The 18459-nt window shown below is 42.5% G+C and carries 13 protein-coding genes; 6 read left to right on the top strand and 7 right to left on the bottom strand.

Going from position 1 to position 18459, the window contains the following annotated elements:
- Positions 1-507: 507 nt before the first annotated feature.
- Together FD723_RS20910 and FD723_RS20905 are read right to left on the bottom strand one after the other, a co-directional pair.
- Complete coding sequence (locus tag FD723_RS20910) at positions 508-879, bottom strand: four-helix bundle copper-binding protein (protein WP_179069218.1); 372 nt, start codon at positions 877-879, stop codon at positions 508-510.
- A gap of 567 nt (positions 880-1446) precedes the next feature.
- The gene (locus tag FD723_RS20905; protein WP_179067062.1) at positions 1447-2637 is read right to left on the bottom strand and encodes a pyridoxal phosphate-dependent aminotransferase; all 1191 of its coding nucleotides are present in this window, start codon (positions 2635-2637) and stop codon (positions 1447-1449) included.
- 238 nt (positions 2638-2875) lie between these two features.
- Between FD723_RS20905 and FD723_RS20900 the strand changes: the two genes are divergently transcribed.
- Positions 2876-3475, top strand: a complete 600-nt coding sequence (locus FD723_RS20900) for an MBL fold metallo-hydrolase (RefSeq protein WP_179067061.1) — start codon at positions 2876-2878, stop codon at positions 3473-3475.
- Between the two features lie 374 nt (positions 3476-3849).
- Here the strand turns inward: FD723_RS20900 and msrB are convergent, their stop codons facing one another.
- From msrB to FD723_RS20885, 4 genes are all read right to left on the bottom strand, one after another.
- Positions 3850-4344, bottom strand: coding sequence for a peptide-methionine (R)-S-oxide reductase MsrB (gene msrB / locus FD723_RS20895; RefSeq protein WP_179067060.1), 495 nt, complete (start codon positions 4342-4344; stop codon positions 3850-3852).
- A 26-nt stretch (positions 4345-4370) separates the two neighbouring features.
- Complete coding sequence (locus tag FD723_RS42945; RefSeq protein ID WP_256874882.1) at positions 4371-4505, bottom strand: hypothetical protein; 135 nt, start codon at positions 4503-4505, stop codon at positions 4371-4373.
- Between the two features lie 116 nt (positions 4506-4621).
- The gene (locus tag FD723_RS44170) at positions 4622-4885 is read right to left on the bottom strand and encodes a hypothetical protein (protein ID WP_372743765.1); all 264 of its coding nucleotides are present in this window, start codon (positions 4883-4885) and stop codon (positions 4622-4624) included.
- Positions 4886-5191: 306 nt separating this feature from the next.
- Positions 5192-6370, bottom strand: coding sequence for a sulfate ABC transporter substrate-binding protein (locus tag FD723_RS20885; protein ID WP_179067059.1), 1179 nt, complete (start codon positions 6368-6370; stop codon positions 5192-5194).
- 486 nt (positions 6371-6856) lie between these two features.
- Between FD723_RS20885 and recQ the strand changes: the two genes are divergently transcribed.
- Positions 6857-9016 (top strand): DNA helicase RecQ, encoded by a 2160-nt coding sequence (gene recQ / locus FD723_RS20880; RefSeq protein ID WP_179067058.1) that lies wholly within the window; start codon positions 6857-6859, stop codon positions 9014-9016.
- Between the two features lie 278 nt (positions 9017-9294).
- Here recQ and FD723_RS42940 read toward each other — a convergent pair whose 3' ends face one another.
- Positions 9295-9807 (bottom strand): hypothetical protein, encoded by a 513-nt coding sequence (locus FD723_RS42940; RefSeq protein ID WP_256874880.1) that lies wholly within the window; start codon positions 9805-9807, stop codon positions 9295-9297.
- 949 nt (positions 9808-10756) lie between these two features.
- On the opposite strand from FD723_RS42940, the gene FD723_RS20870 reads away from it, so the two are divergent.
- The 4 genes from FD723_RS20870 to FD723_RS20855 all read left to right on the top strand — a co-directional run bounded on the left by FD723_RS20870 (position 10757) and on the right by FD723_RS20855 (position 18371).
- Entirely contained in the window at positions 10757-12037 is a 1281-nt protein-coding gene (locus FD723_RS20870) for a bifunctional sterol desaturase/short chain dehydrogenase (RefSeq protein ID WP_179067056.1), read from the top strand.
- A gap of 312 nt (positions 12038-12349) precedes the next feature.
- Positions 12350-13924 carry a CPBP family intramembrane glutamic endopeptidase gene (locus FD723_RS20865; protein WP_179067055.1) on the top strand — a complete coding sequence of 525 codons (1575 nt, stop codon included), beginning with the start codon at positions 12350-12352 and terminating at the stop codon, positions 13922-13924.
- Positions 13925-14699: 775 nt separating this feature from the next.
- The gene (locus tag FD723_RS20860; protein ID WP_179067054.1) at positions 14700-14975 is read left to right on the top strand and encodes a TM2 domain-containing protein; all 276 of its coding nucleotides are present in this window, start codon (positions 14700-14702) and stop codon (positions 14973-14975) included.
- 903 nt (positions 14976-15878) lie between these two features.
- A complete protein-coding gene (locus FD723_RS20855; RefSeq protein WP_179067053.1) occupies positions 15879-18371 on the top strand; it encodes a cation-translocating P-type ATPase in 2493 nt (830 codons plus the stop codon).
- Positions 18372-18459 lie beyond the last annotated feature (88 nt).

Here is an 18459-nt window from a genome sequence, read left to right as displayed (position 1 = left end):
TTTTTGGTTAATTAGAAGCTGAAATTTCAGCTTCTAATTTATGGTTTTTAGCACTAGACAACTACAAATTTTCTAGGACAAATTGACCACATTAGACATATCTTGCATTTGCAAGTCAGTCTGTTATGTTGTTCGCCTTGATTGCAGATGTATTACTTAAAACCTTTGTAAAAGGTCTATTTGAGTCCTGAACTTATCTGTTTTTCAGGACACTTTTACTCTATTAGTTAAATTCAAGTATGTCGATGAGGATAACTTAAGTAAAGTTAAGGAGATAATCGAGTAGATATTTATATAAAAGTTAAGGTTAATTCTTTAATAGGTTGAAAAAATCGCTTTAGGGACTTCCAAATACAAAAATAATCAATCGCTTTGGGGAGCCTTGGGAGAGATATTGCTACCTTGTCCCCCTTGTCCCCCTTGTCCTTACTTCAAGCGCCCAGACCCAAAGAGTCTGAGCGCTTGAATATTAGGTTGCAGAGAAACTTCTGCTAGATTGTCGTGGAATTATGCAGGCATCATGTGCATACTTCTGCAAGACTCTGCACACTTACGGCAAGCGGCAGCACATTCCATCATTTTGGCGTCATCGCTCATCATCTCACACGCCATTGCAGTGCGATCGCACATTTCAGCACAAAGCATACAAGTGCGTTCCATGAAATCAGAACCGCTCATCATCATATTCATACACATCATGCACATTTCAGAGCAATCGCGCATCATGCTCATCATGCTCATCATGCTCTTGTCCATGTGCTGACCATTTTTGCTCATACAATGAGTCATGGTTTCCATACACATTTTATGACAGTCCATACAAACATCCATGCAAGCCTGCATTTCTGGAGTCATAGTTTCAGTCATCATCATCATCATCATCGGAAATACCTCCTGATTTTTTGATGTATATATAGTGTCCTTTTAAGGACTACTCATAACGTTAGTCCTATCCTTTTAAAGAGTCAATGGGGCTTTTAATCCAGAGTTTTTAAGCCTACTATCCCGATATAATTACCGGAAATTTCAACTAATTCTACACTAGCTTGGTGTTGTTTTTCTGGAGAATACTATACATTAAGGCTTGGAAACTCCCGTGATTGAGTGGGGTTTCGTTTGGTAAGTCAACTTTAGATTGGTTATAGAAAGTTAGAGTTAAATTTCACTAGAAAATAATGTTATTTTTTTTAACAAATGAATGCCTAAATAAAGCATTTATTAACTTATATTAGCCATGCTTTATTAACTTATGTTAACTTGAAGAGATAAGCTGTTCGTCATCTAGTTTTACAAGGCAATCTAAGACAGGAAACAGTTTCAGGCGCTAAATTATCAAATTTAAATGTGCGACAGCTTATGTCCTTAAAAAACCGTAATTAACCTAAAAAAAGATTACTTTAAAAAAAGCCATTTTCACAACTCATATAAGAGAGGAAAAGAAATATATTATAATATTGGCTCTAGATTTGATTGCAATTTTAGTAAGCGATCGCTCGCTGTTTGTAACGTCTCAGGTCTTTTGCTGAAGCAAAATCTGATTAACGAATGTCCTTTTTCTGGTTGGCTGAAAAAGCTGGAACCAGGAACTACAGCAACACCAATATTTTTAATCAGATGGTAAGTGAATTCAACATCTGTTTTATAGCCAAATTTGGAAATATCCGCAAGCACGTAATAGGCTCCTTTGGGAACAAAATAGGGAATGCCAACTTGGTCTAGAATTTGTAAAATACTGTCTCGCTTCTGGTGGTAAAGTTTGGCTAGTTCTTCATAATAGGATGGTGGCAGTTGCATAGCAGCAACACCTGCTCGTTGCAATGGTGCTGGTGCGCCAACGGTGAGAAAATCATGGACTTTGCGAATCGCCCCTGTCAATTCAGGGTTTGCCAAAATGTAGCCGACTCGCCATCCAGTCACACTATAAGTTTTAGATAGACCGTTAATAGTAACGGTGCGTTCTTCCATACCGGGAAGGGTCGCGAGGGCAATATGTTGAGTGCCGTCATAGAGAATATGTTCGTAGATTTCATCAGTGAACGCTAAGACATCCCACTTTTGACAAAGTTCAGCAATTAGGGTGAGTTCTTCACGAGTGAAGACTTTACCTGTGGGATTGTGGGGTGTGTTGATAATAATCGCTTTAGTATTGGCATTGAAAGCTTGACGCAACTCTGCTTCATCAAATGTCCAATGAGGGGGATGCAGTGTCACGTAACGGGGTATAGCACCAGCTAAAATCGCATCAGGGCCGTAGTTTTCGTAATATGGCTCAAATACAATTACTTCGTCACCGGGATCAACTGTTGCTAGCATCACAGAGGCCATTGCTTCTGTGGAACCGCAGGTAACGGTGATTTGGGTTTCAGGATTAATATCTAAGCCGAGATACCAACGGACTTTGTTAGCGATCGCATGACGAAATGGGCGATCGCCCCAAGTAATGGCATACTGGTTCACATCTGCTTCTATGGCCTGATATGCTGCCTGTTTCAACTCCAAGGGACAAGAAAAATCAGGGAACCCCTGCGCCAGATTTACTGCATCGTGTTGCAGTGCAACCCTCGTCATTTCTCGAATCACCGACTCTGTAAACTGTTCTGCCTTCGCTGATATTTTTTGGCGCTTAATTTTACTCACCCCTATACCTCCGTTGATCTCTGTTGCGATTATGCGGTAATTTCTATAAACCAGATAAAAATCATAATATCGATAGATTTATCGTAGTATACTCAAATTCCAGATCCAGAGGAAGAAGCAAGGGAGCAGGGGAAGAAGAATTATTAATGCCCAATGCCCAATGCCCAATGCCCTTATTTCTATATACTAAATTATTGAGATTAATAGTCAATTATCGAAGTACTGATCCAGAATCATCATGAAATCTTTGCACCGTCCCGATCTGTATAGCTGGTCTAGTTTCAATCCGGCAAGAAATATTGATTTCAATGGGATTGCCTGGATTCGGCCAGATGGTAACATCTTGATTGACCCAGTAGCCCTATCAAACCATGATTGGAATCATCTCAAATCCCTCGGCGGTGTGGTTTGGATTGTGCTGACGAATTCTGAGCATATCAGGGCAAGTAAAGAAATTGCCGATCAAACTTATGCTAAGATAGCTGGCCCCATAGCAGAAAAAGATACTTTTCCCCTACCTTGCGATCGCTGGCTATCTGATGGTGAAGAATTTGTCCCAGGACTAGAAGTGATTGAACTCAATGGTTCTAAAACTCCTGGCGAATTGGCTCTATTACTAGAGGAGACAACTTTAATTACAGGGGATTTAGTACGGGCACGTAAAGCCGGTAGCTTAACGATTTTACCAGATGACAAGCTGCTGAATCGAGAAGAGGCTGTTGCTTCTGTTCGCAGATTGGCTCAACTGAGTCGGGTAGAAGCAGTACTAGTGGGGGATGGTTGGCCAGTCTTTCGGGATGGACGCGATCGCTTGCAGGATCTTGTAGCGACGTTGTAAGTAATTAGGGTAGCACAGTTAACTGTGCTACCCTAAAGGCGATTGTGCTTCAAATAGATCAAAAAGGTTCTCAAAAGAAAATCAAACAACACAGTATCATGGTAGTCAGTAACATTTATATCTGAAACTTTCTTTTTTGTTTTAAGAGAATATTCAGATAAGCCACCTCCTGATTCCCTGATGGCAGAATGTTGAAGCTTTCACTGATTAACCTAGTTGGAGAACACTGATGTCGAAAGAAAGAAAAAGTAACAAAGAAGTTAAAAAACCTAAAAAAGATCCCAAAGACAAAAAACAGAAACAAGAACCAAGCAAATAGGATGATTTAGGTTAGTAAGTACGATATCTAGGACAGTCTACGCCTAAGCAACTGATCAAGCAGGAACAAACTTCAGCGAAACTCCGTTCATGCAGTAGCGCTTGCCAGTCGGTGCAGGACCATCATCAAAAACATGACCTAGATGACCACCACAGCGACTACAATGTACTTCAGTTCTGGTCATAAACAACGACCTATCTACAGTTACAGCGATCGCACCTTCAATCGGATTGAAAAAGCTAGGCCAGCCAGTACCACTGTTAAATTTGGTATCAGATGTAAACAGTGGTAGTTCACACGCAGCGCAATAATAAGTGCCTTTGTCGTATTCTTTATCTAGTGGGCTGGTGTAAGGGCGTTCAGTTCCATGTTTACGCAATACATTAAACTGTTCTGGCGTTAGAATTGTACGCCATTCTGATTCTGGTTTAGTAACTTCAAATCCACTCTGAGAAGTTGTCATCGCTTGTGACCCCCAATTGATATACCTTGATAAGAATGCTGTGCCGACTATGACTGCACCAGCCTGTAAAAAATACCGTTTGTCCATATATCTATTATTTTCTATTTTCCGGTTCACTGGACAATCAACTCCAGTACGGAATTCCCTACATGAATAACTATAATCAGCGATCGCTCTAAATTAATCCTGATAAACTGATTAAAATTAGCTAAGAAAAAACAAATTATCCAATATTGTGGGGTGGGCATCTTCCCAGTCCATAATAGGGCGGGCAAGATGCCCACCCCACAAGAGTTAATTGAATATTTTTTTATTTGGAAGTCCCTAATATAAGTAGAGTTTTCCATTGGAGCGTAACAATAAGTCAATCATCATCCTCGTCAGAGGTGGTTGCTAGATCCTGAGTACTCCCCTGTTTACCCTGACTTGTCAGAAATACAAATGCGCGATTGAGGCGTTTTACCCCACTGAGGGTAATCAGAGTCAGTAAGCCTCCCAATAATCCCATTTGCCACAAACCACAACCAATTGCAGCGCAGTAGCGACGAAGGAGCGTCAGCGGCTTGTCGTAAGACATCGCTACTTTATGGCAGGTTATTGGAGGTGCTGTTGATGCTAATTTGCTCATTAGTAGTTTAGATAAGCTACCACAAACTCATGTTGCACGACGCAATTTTCAAAATAGTGTTTTCGTCGTGGGTTTTTAGTGATTAAGGCTGCCGTTCTTAATCGTCTTCCGCTACCTCAAGGTAGCTTTTTCCCTGAGCCTTGGCCAAAGTTAACACCACAACTCCATGTCTCTCAAATCACCCTCTCCACTGCTTGATTTTTAAATACCTACCCTTGAAAGCTTCCCCCCACCCCCTGCGCTTTAAATGATAAGTCTTTAGGCAGACATGATATTACTCTTGAATTCTGTTCGATAACGGGAATTCTAAGACTTTTTCGCTCGAATTTTGTCAAAGATTGCACCTTCATCAAAGAATTTCTTTTGAATCTCGTCCCATCCTCCTAAATCTTGAGCTTTGAAAACAGTTTTAATTTTGGGAAATTTGCTTTCCACTTCTTGGCTAACAGTCAAGTCAACGGGACGAAATCCTAATTTGGTAAACTCTCGTTGCGACTCTGGGGTGTAAAGAAATTTGATAAATGCTTCTGCAATTGCTCTAGTACCATGTTTGTCGACATTTTTATCTACAACAGCAACAGGATTGTCGATGGAGATATTGACATCAGGTACAACATACGAGATTTTTTTGCCATTTTTTGCTAACAAAATCATCTCGTTTTCGTAATTGATTAGAACATCACCTTTATTATCATTGAAGAATAGTTCAGTAGCATTTCTAGCCGTTTTAGGCAACAAAGGCGCATTGTTATAGACTTTGGCAGTAAAGTCTATAGCTTGATTTTCATTTCCGCCGGTTTTTGTCACAGAACCCCAAAGACTAAGGAAATTCCAGCGAGCGCCGCCAGAAGTTCTAGGATCGGGTGTAACTACATTTACACCATTGCGGGCCAAATCTGCCCAAGTTTTGATATTTTTGGGATTACCTTCACGAATAGCGATCGCATCTAAAGATTTGGTAACAATTGCATCATTAGGCGCTTCTTTTTCCCAACCTGGTTGAATAAAACCTGCTTGAACAAGTTTATTAATATCAAGGGCAAGTGATAGGTGTACCACATCAGCTTCTTTACCATCAATCACAGCAAGAGTTTGGGAACCTGACCCATCATAGCTTTGATTGAAAGTGACATTTTGATTATGTTCTTTCTTCCACTGTTCGATAAACTTAGGAATTATCTGCTGGTATGCTGCATTAGTAACTGAGTAAGAAACAAAGTTTAAAGTTACATCACTTTGGGAAGTTGTACCAGGCTTACCAGTAGGATTATTGGCATTAGGTGGAGAGCAGGCAGCCATCACTATACTCAAGCTAACTCCGACTAAAAATAGGGACGTAACACCCCACGAAGAATACTTATACAACCAATTTCCTATTAGTTGTACGCGCCATTGTCTGGCAGCGTGTAAAGCTTTCACAATATAAGTCTGAACTAATTCAGTCAAATATTTCCTTGATTTAGGATTACGTTGCCCCTGGTTCATCAAATTTTTCCCCTGAATCTGCGATAACTTGAGCAAGATGCTGTAGTTAAGGGGCATTATAAAACAATGGTTAAGGATAAATAACTTTTTATTAACCTAAATTTAAACAAGTTATCAAACAGAATTCAGGAGTCAGGAGTCAGAATGGTCTAAACGCCCCGCTACCGCTAACAGAATGAATTCTGTACAACTGGCGGATAGCGTAGCGTAAAGCCTTCTCTACGAGAGGCTGCGCCAACGCTTAGAGCGAGTATTTTCGAGTCGCGTCTTGATTCTGAATTCTGTTAGCGCAGCGGGGCGTAGCCCATTCTGCATTCTTCTTCAATTAAGGGAAGTGGGACGCTGTGAAAAGTCAGAAAAGCCTGCTTGATGCCAAAAAGCATAGTAGAGAAAGGTAAGTCTGACCAAAGCTACCGATGATGTGAGTTAAAATCCTGATATCTTTAATAACTACCCACGCAGAACGCCCCAGAAAAAGCGATCGCTATGCTTCAGTACCCCAATCTCGAACAAGCGCTAAAATATCACTTCGGTTACGACAGATTCCGCCCTGGACAACGGCAAATTATCGAAGATGCGCTGCAAAATCGAGATTTATTGATTGTTATGCCTACGGGCGGGGGAAAATCTCTGTGCTTTCAGTTACCTGCATTGATCAAAAAAGGTTTAACGGTGGTGGTGTCGCCATTAATCGCTTTGATGCAAGACCAAGTGGAAGGATTACGGAATAATAATATTGCTGCCACATTTCTAAATAGTAGTCTGAATCCTTATAAAGTGCGATCGCGGGAAGAAGCTATCCTCAGTGGCAAAGTGAGATTACTTTACGTCGCCCCAGAACGTCTGTTGAGTGAAAGATTTCTCCCATTTCTCGATTTAGTCAAAGAAAAAATTGGCATTGCGGCCTTTGCTATTGACGAGGCTCACTGCGTCTCTGAGTGGGGACACGACTTCCGCCCAGAATACCGTCAAATGAAATCTCTGCGGAAACGTTATCCTGATGTTCCTACCCTTGCCCTGACTGCCACAGCAACCGATCGCGTCCGTGCTGATATTATCCAACAACTAGGGCTAAAGCAACCCAGTATCCACATTGCTAGCTTTAACCGTCAAAATCTTTACTATGAAGTTCGTTCTAAAAGCAAGTCTGCTTATGCTGAATTATTAGAACTAGTTCGAGAAACTGATGGTTCAGCAATTATTTATTGTCTGACGCGAAAAAAAGTTGATGAACTCACCTTTAAATTGCAAAATGATAAGATTGCGGCCTTGTCTTATCATGCCGGATTAACTGATGAAGAACGCAGCAGCAATCAAACTCGATTTATTCGAGATGATGTGCGTGTCATGGTGGCAACAATTGCCTTTGGGATGGGCATTAATAAGCCAGATGTGCGGTTAGTAATTCACTTTGATTTACCACGTAATTTAGAAAGTTATTATCAAGAATCAGGGAGGGCGGGAAGGGATAGCGAACCATCACGTTGTACACTTTTTTTCAGTTTTAGTGATATTAAAACCATTGAATGGAGTATTGACCAAAAAACCGATCCTCAAGAACAGTTGATAGCTAAACAACAATTGCGTCAAGTTATTGACTATGCTCAAGGTACTGTCTGCCGCCGAACAATTCAGCTAGGTTATTTTGGAGAACGTTTTCCGGGAAATTGCGGTAACTGCGATAATTGCCGTTATCCCAAACCAATGCAAGATTGGACAATTGAAGCCATGAAGTTTTTATCTTGTGTGGCGCGTTGTAAAGAAAGATTTGGGATGCTGTACATTATTGATGTGTTGCGGGGGGCAAAAAGCCAGAAAATCGTCCAAAATGAACACGATCAGCTTTCTACCTACGGTATTGGCAAAGATAAAAGTGTGGATGAATGGCGAATGCTGGGGCGATCGCTTTTACATCAAGGATTGCTAGAACAGACTAGCGATGGTTACTCAGTTTTGAAGCTAAACCCTCTGAGTTGGGAAGTAATGCGGCGACAGCGTACAGTTTCCCTTGCTGTTCCGGTAGCACAGAAGATTAATTGGGAAGAAGGCAGTGAAAAAGCTGTTGAAGCGGAGATATTAATGCAGAGGTTGCGATCGCTCCGTAAACAACTTGCCGATGAACAAGCTGTTCCACCTTACGTTGTCTTTCAGGATTCTACCCTGAAATTAATGGCACAGCAACAGCCTACAACAATAACCGAATTTGGTAAACTTTCGGGAGTTGGCAGTCACAAACTTTCCCAATATGGCGATAAATTTCTCACAGAAATTCGCGCCTACCGCCAAGAAAAAGGTTTGCTAGATCCACCACAGGTTAATTTTACACCCTCTATTAGCTTACCTTCCGACACAGAAATATTCACATTACAATTGCATAAACAAGGTTTGAGTGTTGATGAAATTGCCAAAAAACGCAACATTCGCCCGACAACAATTATTCGCCATTTGGCAGATTTGATTGAAAAAAATCAGCCTGTAGATTTAAATCAGTTAGTATCTCTGGAACATCAACAAAAGATTTGGCAAGTTTTAGAAGTGCTTGGTGATATCTCTTTGACACCAATTCGAGAACAACTAGGTGAAAGCTATAGTTTTGATGAAATTCGCTTAGTACGCGGTAAGTGGCGGCGTGAAAATCGCAAATGATTGTATTTTTCTCTATTATCTAAATTTTATCGAACAGAATTCAGGAGTCAGGAGTCAGAATGAATTCTGTACGAGTGGCGGATAATGCAGCGTGTCTCGGACAAATATGTTTTTCAAGTGGGCTTGTATCCCATAACTAAAGTTGTCTATTTAATTTTCTATTCTTAATTTTTACAGCGAATTGCAATCAAACGTGCCACAAATAAAAGCAATACTGGGCTTTGTTTTATGATTTATTTTTGTGACGGGTTTGATCGAAAACTGCTGTAATTGTTTTATTACTGCTTCCGGCGTACATAGCTAACCCCATCGAGCCAGATGACACTCTTGGGATCTTTCGGATCGGCGATCAAGATGCGACGCTCGCTTGAGCCATCTTCGTAGGTGATGTACAGCGTCAGTCCTTCAACGCGATAGCGACCGCGCTGATTTGGTGCTGTACTGCTAGTAGCGATCGCTGTGCCACCAGATTCGGCGCTTCCACCAGCACCGTTGCCGCGCACGACTCGACCATCAGCCGAGAAGCGATAATCTTGCCAAGCAGCGACCGATTGGTTGCCTCCGATCGCAACCGTCCCCGTGCCAGAGAGTGAGCGGAAGAGTCCATCAAGCTTGAAGTTGTTCGGCAATTTCGGATACGTCGTTTGGAAAGGTAACGCCTCCCAACCGCCCTTTTGGGCAAGTTGCAATTTACCACCCTGACGACGCCAACGTGTCCATTCATCGGGATTTGCGCGTTTGTGGGCTTCGAGTCCGCCGCTGAAGGAAAGCCCTTCGACGTTGGTAAGCACATCTCCGTTACGAAAGAGTACAACGGGATAGATATCAAGGGCTATGAAGCCACCAATGCCCATCTTCGGACGCGAATTGAAGCCGAAGCTATCGATCTGAGCCAAAGTTTTGGCATTCGATGGGGAAGAAACAATTGCAGGCGTGTTGGAAGGTGGTCGTTCAACTTTCTTGGGTGTTTTAGGGGGGTTGCTCACCGACGCAAGGAGTTGTGGCGATATCGTTGCGAACTGCGCGTCGGGCAACTTCGACACCGACAACGCCACAGTACAGGCATCGATATTGGCGTACTGACGTGCGATTTTTTGAGTAACCTCAGCCACAGCCTGGTCGAGTTGCTGTTTTTGGGTAGGGTAGCGATCAAAGTCGCTCAGGCGCGCGCGGATCTGGGCGACACCATTCGTGGTTTGCCAAGACTCGATCTTGGCGGCATCAGTAGCGGCAAAGCCACTACCCTGCTTACATTTCGTCGCGAAGTAGTCGAATGTCATCACCGTTAGTGCAGCCCGCATGAATGCCTGACTTGTGATGTCGGTGTCTTGAGCATAAGCACCCTGCGCTGCAAGCAGTGATACCACCATAGTCATAGTAGTAACATTAACTCTTAACTTTACCTGCATACACGCTCCCCTATCGTGAATGATGTATTATCCCGCGATCGCTTGCTCTGTTGTAAAAATCTTCATCTAGAATCTGAACAATCAAAAAGCACAAATTAATATTATCAATATATAGTTATATAGTTAAATATTATTATTGATTATTTATTTTTTCTGAATACTCCAGTAATGAGGCTCGAATACTTGCTAATGTTGCGCTAAGGTAATTCGTAATTTGGCATTGCTTATTTTTCCCCACTCTCAATTTTGATTTTAATTTGCTCTAGACTCGACCTTAACGCACCTTTATCAGATTATGAAGAATGATTAAGAATAATGAGTATAGACAAACATGATAAAAATGTTAGCCGAAAACTTGATTGGAATTGAGGCAAGATTACAAATTAATTGGGTTTGGCTAAATGCCAGCTTACAGTTCGCTGGTTGGGGACTTTTTTCACTTTTACTCGCTGAGGTTTTGAGAGACACATATCATGCTTTATGTCACCAAGTCAATTGGCTTGCTAAATGGCATAACAAGCACCATAGCGCCTACCGCCGCGATTTATCGATAGTTTCTCTGAAAATTTATCAAGAATCCCAGCTATATCACGACATTTTAGAGTCGAGTCTCCTGCTGTTGGTATTGCTGGTAATTGCTTTAATTATCCAGCAACCGGGGTTATGGTTGGGAGTAGCTTATGCTTGCACCTTCTTGTATGGTGCGTCTGTGCGGTATTTTCAAGGAAAAATTGATACAGACTATAACCATCTACCCGGCCCTTTAGAGACAATACCATCTATTTGGTGGGTGAATCGGTCTTACCATTGGCGGCATCATTTTGATGATGTCAACGCTTACTATAGTGGTGTCTTTCCCTTAGTAGATAAAATTCTGGGTACAGGATTGTCTCTCAAGGGGAAAACCATCGCTTTAACTGGAGCATCAGGAGCGTTGGGACAAGCATTAGCGGCGGAACTTGTCAAGAATAATGCTAAAGTCGTGGCATTAACCACTAATCCAGAAAAATTAGGAGAGCAAGTTGGCGTGAAAGTAGTTCCCTGGCAGTTGGGAAATGAAGCCAATTTGAGGAATACTTTAGAGAAAGTAGATATTTTAATTATCAACCACGGAATCAATGTTTACACCAGCCGCACACCGGAGGCTATTAACTCCTCTTATGAGGTGAATACCTTTTCGGCATTGCGGTTGATGGATATATTTTCGACAACTGTCACAGGCCCACAAGCAAAAGCAACGAAGGAAATTTGGGTAAACACTTCTGAAGCTGAGGTTTCTCCAGCCTTAAGTCCGCTTTATGAACTCAGTAAGCGATCGCTAGGGGATATTATTACTCTCAAGCGTTTGGATGGGGATTGTGTAATTCGCAAGTTAATTCTTGGCCCATTTAAGAGTCAACTGAATCCTTATGGAGTGATGTCTGCACAGCAAGTTGCTCGTGCGATCTTATTTTGGGCACGGCGGGACTTCCGAAATATTATTGTGGCCATAAATCCTCTCACCTATTTGCTGTTTCCCTTAAAGGAAACTAGTACGTCGCTATACTATCGACTTTTTAGCCGAACAGCGAAAAGTGAACCGGACTTAGGCAACAATAGCCAGAAAGAATAATTTTCAGGTAGGGGCAATTAATAAACATTGGTGTCAACTTAAGCTAAAACCATTTTCAAATCTCGTTTCCAGTCTGAGACTGGAAATGCAACTCAAAAGCGGCTCTGCCGCCAGCAAGAGAGGCGGAGCCTCAAGGATAGGCATTCCCAGTCTCAGGCTGGGAACGAGACATAACGCGTGTAGTTTGACTTTTAAAAGTCAGAACTAATTGCCGAGTCTACAGTTATAGATGATATTTATCCACCTCCGACTTTTTATTGCGATAATTCCCAAGGGGGACACGCTCCTCATTGGTTAGTTAAAGGGGGATAGATGACACTCAAGCGATTGATTTTATTTTTTGTACTGACGCCGATAGCAGTTCTGTTGGCAGTTTCGGCTTTATTCGGTAGTTGGCAAGAACCTCAATTTCAAAGTCGTCTGGAATTATACCAAACCAATATTGCTTTACAAGCCCAAGCTTGGCAATCAGCAGATAGCAACGATGACAATCTCCAGGCGATTCGGGAAGCAATACTTGGCGAGCAACCCTTGGAGAATGCTACAAAGCAGTATCAGGAGGCGCGTCAATCAGTTCAAGCTAATTTAGACAAAGTTAATAATCAACTTGCACAACTACGCTCTCAAGCTGAAATAACTCCTACACCTCCGAAACCTCTACCGGATGTTCCTCCCCCGACTAAAGCCTCTAGACAGGGAAAGCAATCGTTACAGCAATCCCTCAAGCAATTACAAAAATTACTCGCTGAATTAGACTTACGCCTGGGAATTTTACAAGCACAGCAAGGACAAACAGATACAGCCTCCAAGACTTGGAGCGAATTACAACAACGCTCAGATATCAATCCAGAATTTGGACAAACTGCTGCTGTATTAAGTGGACTGTGGAGCAATCCTCCTCGCCTCCTCCCAAATGCTCAAGAACCGATTCAAAGGAATTTAGAAGGTTGGTTTCGCTCTACTGCTTTGGTGAAGTTATACCAACTCCAGCAACGACAAGATGCTTTATCAGCAGTAAAAGCTGCACAACAAGAATCATCGGCTCAAGCTGTGTTGAAATTGGCGGTTATTGGCACTATTCCCACCTTGGCAGCTTTAATTGGTTTAATACTGCTGATTTTATTATTTGCTCAACGCTTTTTGAAAGGAAAAGCCTCGTTATTAGCTCAAAATGCTGATATTCCTTGGTCAACGCCTTGGGATGGTGAAACAGTTTTGCAAGTTTTTATCATCGGCTTTTTCTTCATGGGGCAAATTTTTGTACCCTTGGTAATCTCAGTGCTACCCATCCCACGTCCGATTGTGGATGTGCGACTTCAGGCTTTTTCTGTCTTAGTTAGTTACCTATTGGTGGCATTAGGTGCGCTGTTAGTGCTGTATTTCTCTCTCAAGCGCTTTTTTCCATTACCAGAATTCTGGTTTCGCTTCCGTTTTCAAGATAATTGGTTTTGGTGGGGACTGGGAGGCTATTGCACGGCTTTACCTATAGTTGTGGTAGTATCTTTGATTAATCAACAGCTATGGCAAGGACAGGGTGGTAGTAATCCTCTGTTGCAACTAGCCCTAGAAAGCCAAGACGCTGTAGCACTTGGTATATTTTTCTCCACAGCCGCGATCGCTGCGCCATTTTTTGAAGAAATTCTGTTTCGTGGCTTTTTGTTACCCTCTCTGACTCGTTACTTACCCGTGTGGGGAGCGATTCTGATCAGTAGTTTGTTGTTTGCGATCGCTCACCTCAGTTTGTCAGAAATTCTGCCCCTGACCGCATTGGGCATTGTCTTGGGAGTAGTTTACACGCGATCGCGTAACCTCCTGGCTCCGATGCTCCTCCATAGTCTCTGGAATAGTGGTACATTATTAAGCTTATTTGTATTAGGTAGTAATTAGTACTAAGATAGTACTGTTGCTCAAAAACAAAAAATTTGCTTTTATCTCCATAAGTAGAGACAATTAACTAGTTACAATTGGTTCAAGCATAAATACTGGCTGAAAACCAAACTGAGATCGTGGCAAAAGCAAATCAAAGAATGCTATTAACATAGGCAACAAACTATCCAGTTAAGCATTTATTCTCATTCGCATGATTTTAGCCATTTTCGAGATGTTAATTGTTTTCCCGAACCATTTTTAGCCGTCATAAATTGGATTGCAATTCCGTTTTGCGCTCATCGAAGTGGAAATCGGCAACAAAAAGGGGTTAGAAAGAAGTGGAAGATGCCTCTTGCACTTCTAGATTCTTACTAGCCACACAGTTGGGTTTTTCATTGGTGCGATCACATTTCACACCTGCTAGCGATTGCCAAAAAAATCCGGAAATAATACTGATGGACTTGTAAAAAGTTGTGTATGTAGCAGCTTTTGCTGATTATTGAGGTTCATTGTTCTCAAGATCAATGTCTTACTTAAAAATCTGCAAAACTGCTGCACCAGAGTTGCGATGTCAAATCCATCAAAAGTGATGAAGGAGCGCCAGATTTTCCGGCTATGCCGCAAGACTTAGCGTTCCTTCTGGAATAGAAGCACGCTGATTTTGATTATTCGTCTTGAGGCTAACTCATACTGAAAAAATTAAAAATCTATTTATTTAAGTAAGTAAATGTATCTGCCTTCATTACAATAAAGACTTTATTTTTATACTCATTCATCAAGGAGCAACACTTGTATGGCAAATCTCAACCCCAGCCACCCCACCAAGCAACTTCTATCTGGTTACTGTGGCATTATCCTGGGAGCATTTGGAGTTCATAAGTTTATTCTAGGATACGCTGCGGAAGGCTTTATCATGTTGGTGATTTCTGTCGTTGGGGGTTCTTTCACCTACGGCATTGCCTTGTTAGTTATGCAGCTTGTAGGTTTAGTTGAAGGTATGATCTACTTGAACCAGCCCCCTGAAAAATTCGTAAATACCTACTTTGTGAAAAAGCAGGGCTGGTTTTAGTAGTTTTCCAGCAAATTTGATACGTGTAGATTGGTAAAAAATCTCATAAAAAAGCCATATACCAAGACACTTTCAACCCTATTCAATACGGTTCGGTTAAGGTTTTTTGATGGAAATTGTAGAGCCCAAAGATCCGAGAAATCATTATAAAGACGCGATAAATCGCCGTCAAGACAAAAGATTGATTATTGTAGAGACGGCAATTCATCGCGTCTCTGGTCTTAACCGAACAGTATTGATTCCCTATTCCCTGCCGTATACACAGCACTTATTTATACTTATATGCTGACTCTTAAACCTAAACATCTTACCTCGGTGATGTTCCTCGTGTTGGGCTTAGGATATTTCAGTGCTATGTCTAATTTGGAAGTCAACTATTTTTTAAAAAGCCTAATTGTGCTGATGCCAATACAGGTTGGAGCTATTATTTATATAACTTATCTACGCTGGAGCCGTCGTTAACCCTCAGCGAAGTACGATAAAATAGGAGTCAGAATACAGAATTCAGAATACTCTAACCATAAAGGGATAGAGTCTTCAGGCGAGAATATTTTTATTTTTTTCGCCCACCAGGGGCGAAAGCGCGTAGCGGGACGTACCCCTACGGTGATCTTGCTACGCGGTAGCGTCTCTAAGAGTTGTAAGGTTTTAACCAATATTCAGACGCGACTCGAAAATACTCGCTTGCCGCCGGCGCTATCACACACTCGTACAGAAGAATTAATACTGTTAGCGGTAGCGGGGCGTTTAGCCCATTCTGACTCCTGAATTCTGAATTCTTCTGATAAATTAATAATTTTAATATGGTTGACGTTCAGTCGTAGTCCGATATTTCGCCTACGCTCAAATTAGAGACGCTTTTAGTCAGGCGTTGAATTTCTGTAGCGAATCTAAACACTTGCCATGCAACTTGTCCCGAAAACCAAGCTAGTCCCAGAACTTGAACCAATTCTAGAGAAAATTATTCTCGATGTTGGGGGCATGAAGTGTGCTGGGTGTGTGAATGCAGTAGAGCGACAGCTAGCCCAACATCCAGGAGTTAAGAGTGCCTGCGTCAACCTGGCCACAGAGGTAGCAGTTGTAGAGTCAGAAGTTGGTACAGTAGATGCAGATGCACTGGCACAGCGATTAACAGGCGTTGGATTCCCGACTCAACCCCGAAAAGCTAGTGGCACAGTAGCAGGTGAGATATCTACCTTACCAGACCCAGCAGAACGCCAACGCCGCGAAATGCGATCTTCGGTAAGACAGTTAGCGATCGCTGCGGTGTTGCTGTTATTGTCGGGAAGTGGACATTTTGGTAATCTTGGTGGCTCAATGCTACCAATGCTAAATAACATCTGGTTTCACTGTGGACTGGCAACAGTGGCACTATTAATTCCCGGTCGCCCGATTTTAGTAGATGGCTGGCTGGGGTGGCGGCGAAATGCGCCCAACATGAATACCTTAGTGGGATTAGGAACACTCACAGCCTACATTGCTAGTTTAGTAGCACTGCTGTTTCCCAAAATGGGTTGGGAGTGCTTCTTTGACGAACCAGTAATGATGTTAGGCTTTATTCTCTTAGGAAGGACATTAGAACAACAAGCTAGAGGACGTGCTGCCGCCGCATTTAGGAAATTGCTAGCACTCCAGCCAGTTTTAGCGCGATTGATTGCCAATCCAGATAAAGTTGGAATGGGTTCTTCTAGTATAGAAATTCCTGCGGAACAGGTGCGTGTCGGTGAATGGTTACAAGTGCTGCCAGGTGATAAAATCCCCGTTGATGGTGAAGTGATGGTTGGTCAAACAACGGTCGATGAGTCAATGCTAACTGGGGAAGCCGTGCCAGTCATTAAGCAACCAGGGGATATGGTGACAGGGGGGACACTAAACCAATCAGGAGCGATCGCTATTCAGGCAACCCGGATTGGAAGTGATACAACTCTAGCTCAAATTGTCACCCTAGTAGAAGCCGCCCAAACTCGGAAAGCCCCAGTACAGAAATTAGCAGATACAGTAGCAGGTTACTTTACCTACGGGGTGCTGACGGCATCTGTATTAACATTTATCTTTTGGTACTTTTTCGGCACTCACATCTGGACTGATATCACCATGTCTGGTGGTATGGAAATGATGAACCACGTTACAGATGAAGCTCCCCACTCCCCTTTATTAATTAGTTTAAAACTAGCGATCGCAGTGATGGTAGTCGCCTGTCCCTGTGCTTTAGGACTCGCCACACCAACAGCCATTCTTGTCGGCACTGCTATGGGTGCAGAACGGGGTTTGTTAATCAAAGGTGGCGACGTTTTAGAAAAAGTACACCAACTAGACACCGTAGTTTTTGATAAAACAGGCACTCTAACCACAGGTAAACCTATCGTCACAGATTGTTTCTTAATTGAGCAGTTGGGGACTGGGGAAAAGGCAGAAAAGCAGGAAAACAATGTCCAATCCTTAATCCAACTAGCAGCAGCCGTAGAAAGTGGCACTCACCATCCCCTAGCAAAAGCGATTCAGCAAGAAGCACAGCGGCAACAGTTATCTATTCCAAAAGCTGTGGATTTTCACACGGAACCGGGATTAGGGGTATCTGCTGTGGTAGATAACACAGTTGTGCTATTGGGTAACTGGGACTGGTTGAGTTGGCACGGCATTCCCATTAGTGAAACTGCACAACAGATAGCACAGGATTTGGCAACAGATGGCAAAACAGTCGTTTGTGTAGCAATTGGGGGAACTTTAGCCGGACTAATTGGTGTTTCTGATACCCTCAGACCAGATGCCCAATCCACCGTAGACAAATTGCGTCAGATGGGCTTACGGGTAATGTTGCTCAGTGGCGATCGCAAAGAAGCAGCTAGCGCCATAGCTAAACAACTAGGATTAGACAGCGCTGATGTCATCGCAGGTGTCCCCCCAGCAAAAAAAGCGGCTGCAATACAGTCTCTCCAGTTAGGAGAGACAAGGGGACAAGGGGACAAGGGGACAAAAACTCTTAACTCCTCTCTCCCCACTCCCTACTCCCCACTCCCTACTCCCCACTCAATTGTCGCAATGGTGGGAGATGGAATCAACGATGCTCCAGCTTTATCTCAAGCAGATGTAGGAATTGCTTTACACTCTGGGACAGATGTGGCGATGGAAACTGCTGAAATTATTTTAATGCGCGATCGCTTAAACGATGTCGTCGAATCTATTCAGCTAAGTCGTGCCACCTTCAACAAAATCCGCCAAAATTTATTCTGGGCTTTTGCATATAATACAGTTGGCATTCCTTTAGCAGCTGGTGTTTTATTCCCAAGTCTAGGTTTTGTCCTGAACCCATCTGGTGCTGCTGCACTCATGGCTTTTAGCTCTGTGAGCGTCGTCACCAACTCAATATTATTACGGCGATTAGCTCATCACCCTTAGAATATTCCTTTACACGTAAAATTCCTCAGCGCCAATCTTGGTAATTCCCATATAAGGAACTTCCAAATAAAAAATATCCAATTAACTC

It is taken from the genome of Nostoc sp. C052 (genome assembly GCF_013393905.1).
Classification (GTDB): domain Bacteria; phylum Cyanobacteriota; class Cyanobacteriia; order Cyanobacteriales; family Nostocaceae; genus Nostoc.
Note: the sequence above shows the minus strand (reverse complement) of the source record. Positions and strands in the feature narration are given on the sequence as shown.

What these genes read in the sequence shown, in the direction of transcription:
- FD723_RS20910 (WP_179069218.1), bottom strand. Translation starts at nt 879, where the DNA reads ATGATGATGATGATGACTGAAACTATGACTCCAGAAATGCAGGCTTGC.
- msrB (WP_179067060.1), bottom strand. Translation starts at nt 4,344, where the DNA reads ATGGACAAACGGTATTTTTTACAGGCTGGTGCAGTCATAGTCGGCACA.
- FD723_RS20860 (WP_179067054.1), top strand. Translation starts at nt 14,700, where the DNA reads ATGGCAAATCTCAACCCCAGCCACCCCACCAAGCAACTTCTATCTGGT.
- FD723_RS20900 (WP_179067061.1), top strand. Translation starts at nt 2,876, where the DNA reads ATGAAATCTTTGCACCGTCCCGATCTGTATAGCTGGTCTAGTTTCAAT.
- FD723_RS20865 (WP_179067055.1), top strand. Translation starts at nt 12,350, where the DNA reads ATGACACTCAAGCGATTGATTTTATTTTTTGTACTGACGCCGATAGCA.
- FD723_RS20870 (WP_179067056.1), top strand. Translation starts at nt 10,757, where the DNA reads ATGATAAAAATGTTAGCCGAAAACTTGATTGGAATTGAGGCAAGATTA.
- FD723_RS20855 (WP_179067053.1), top strand. Translation starts at nt 15,879, where the DNA reads ATGCAACTTGTCCCGAAAACCAAGCTAGTCCCAGAACTTGAACCAATT.
- FD723_RS20885 (WP_179067059.1), bottom strand. Translation starts at nt 6,370, where the DNA reads ATGAACCAGGGGCAACGTAATCCTAAATCAAGGAAATATTTGACTGAA.
- FD723_RS42945 (WP_256874882.1), bottom strand. Translation starts at nt 4,505, where the DNA reads ATGCCCACCCCACAATATTGGATAATTTGTTTTTTCTTAGCTAATTTT.
- recQ (WP_179067058.1), top strand. Translation starts at nt 6,857, where the DNA reads ATGCTTCAGTACCCCAATCTCGAACAAGCGCTAAAATATCACTTCGGT.
- FD723_RS44170 (WP_372743765.1), bottom strand. Translation starts at nt 4,885, where the DNA reads ATGAGCAAATTAGCATCAACAGCACCTCCAATAACCTGCCATAAAGTA.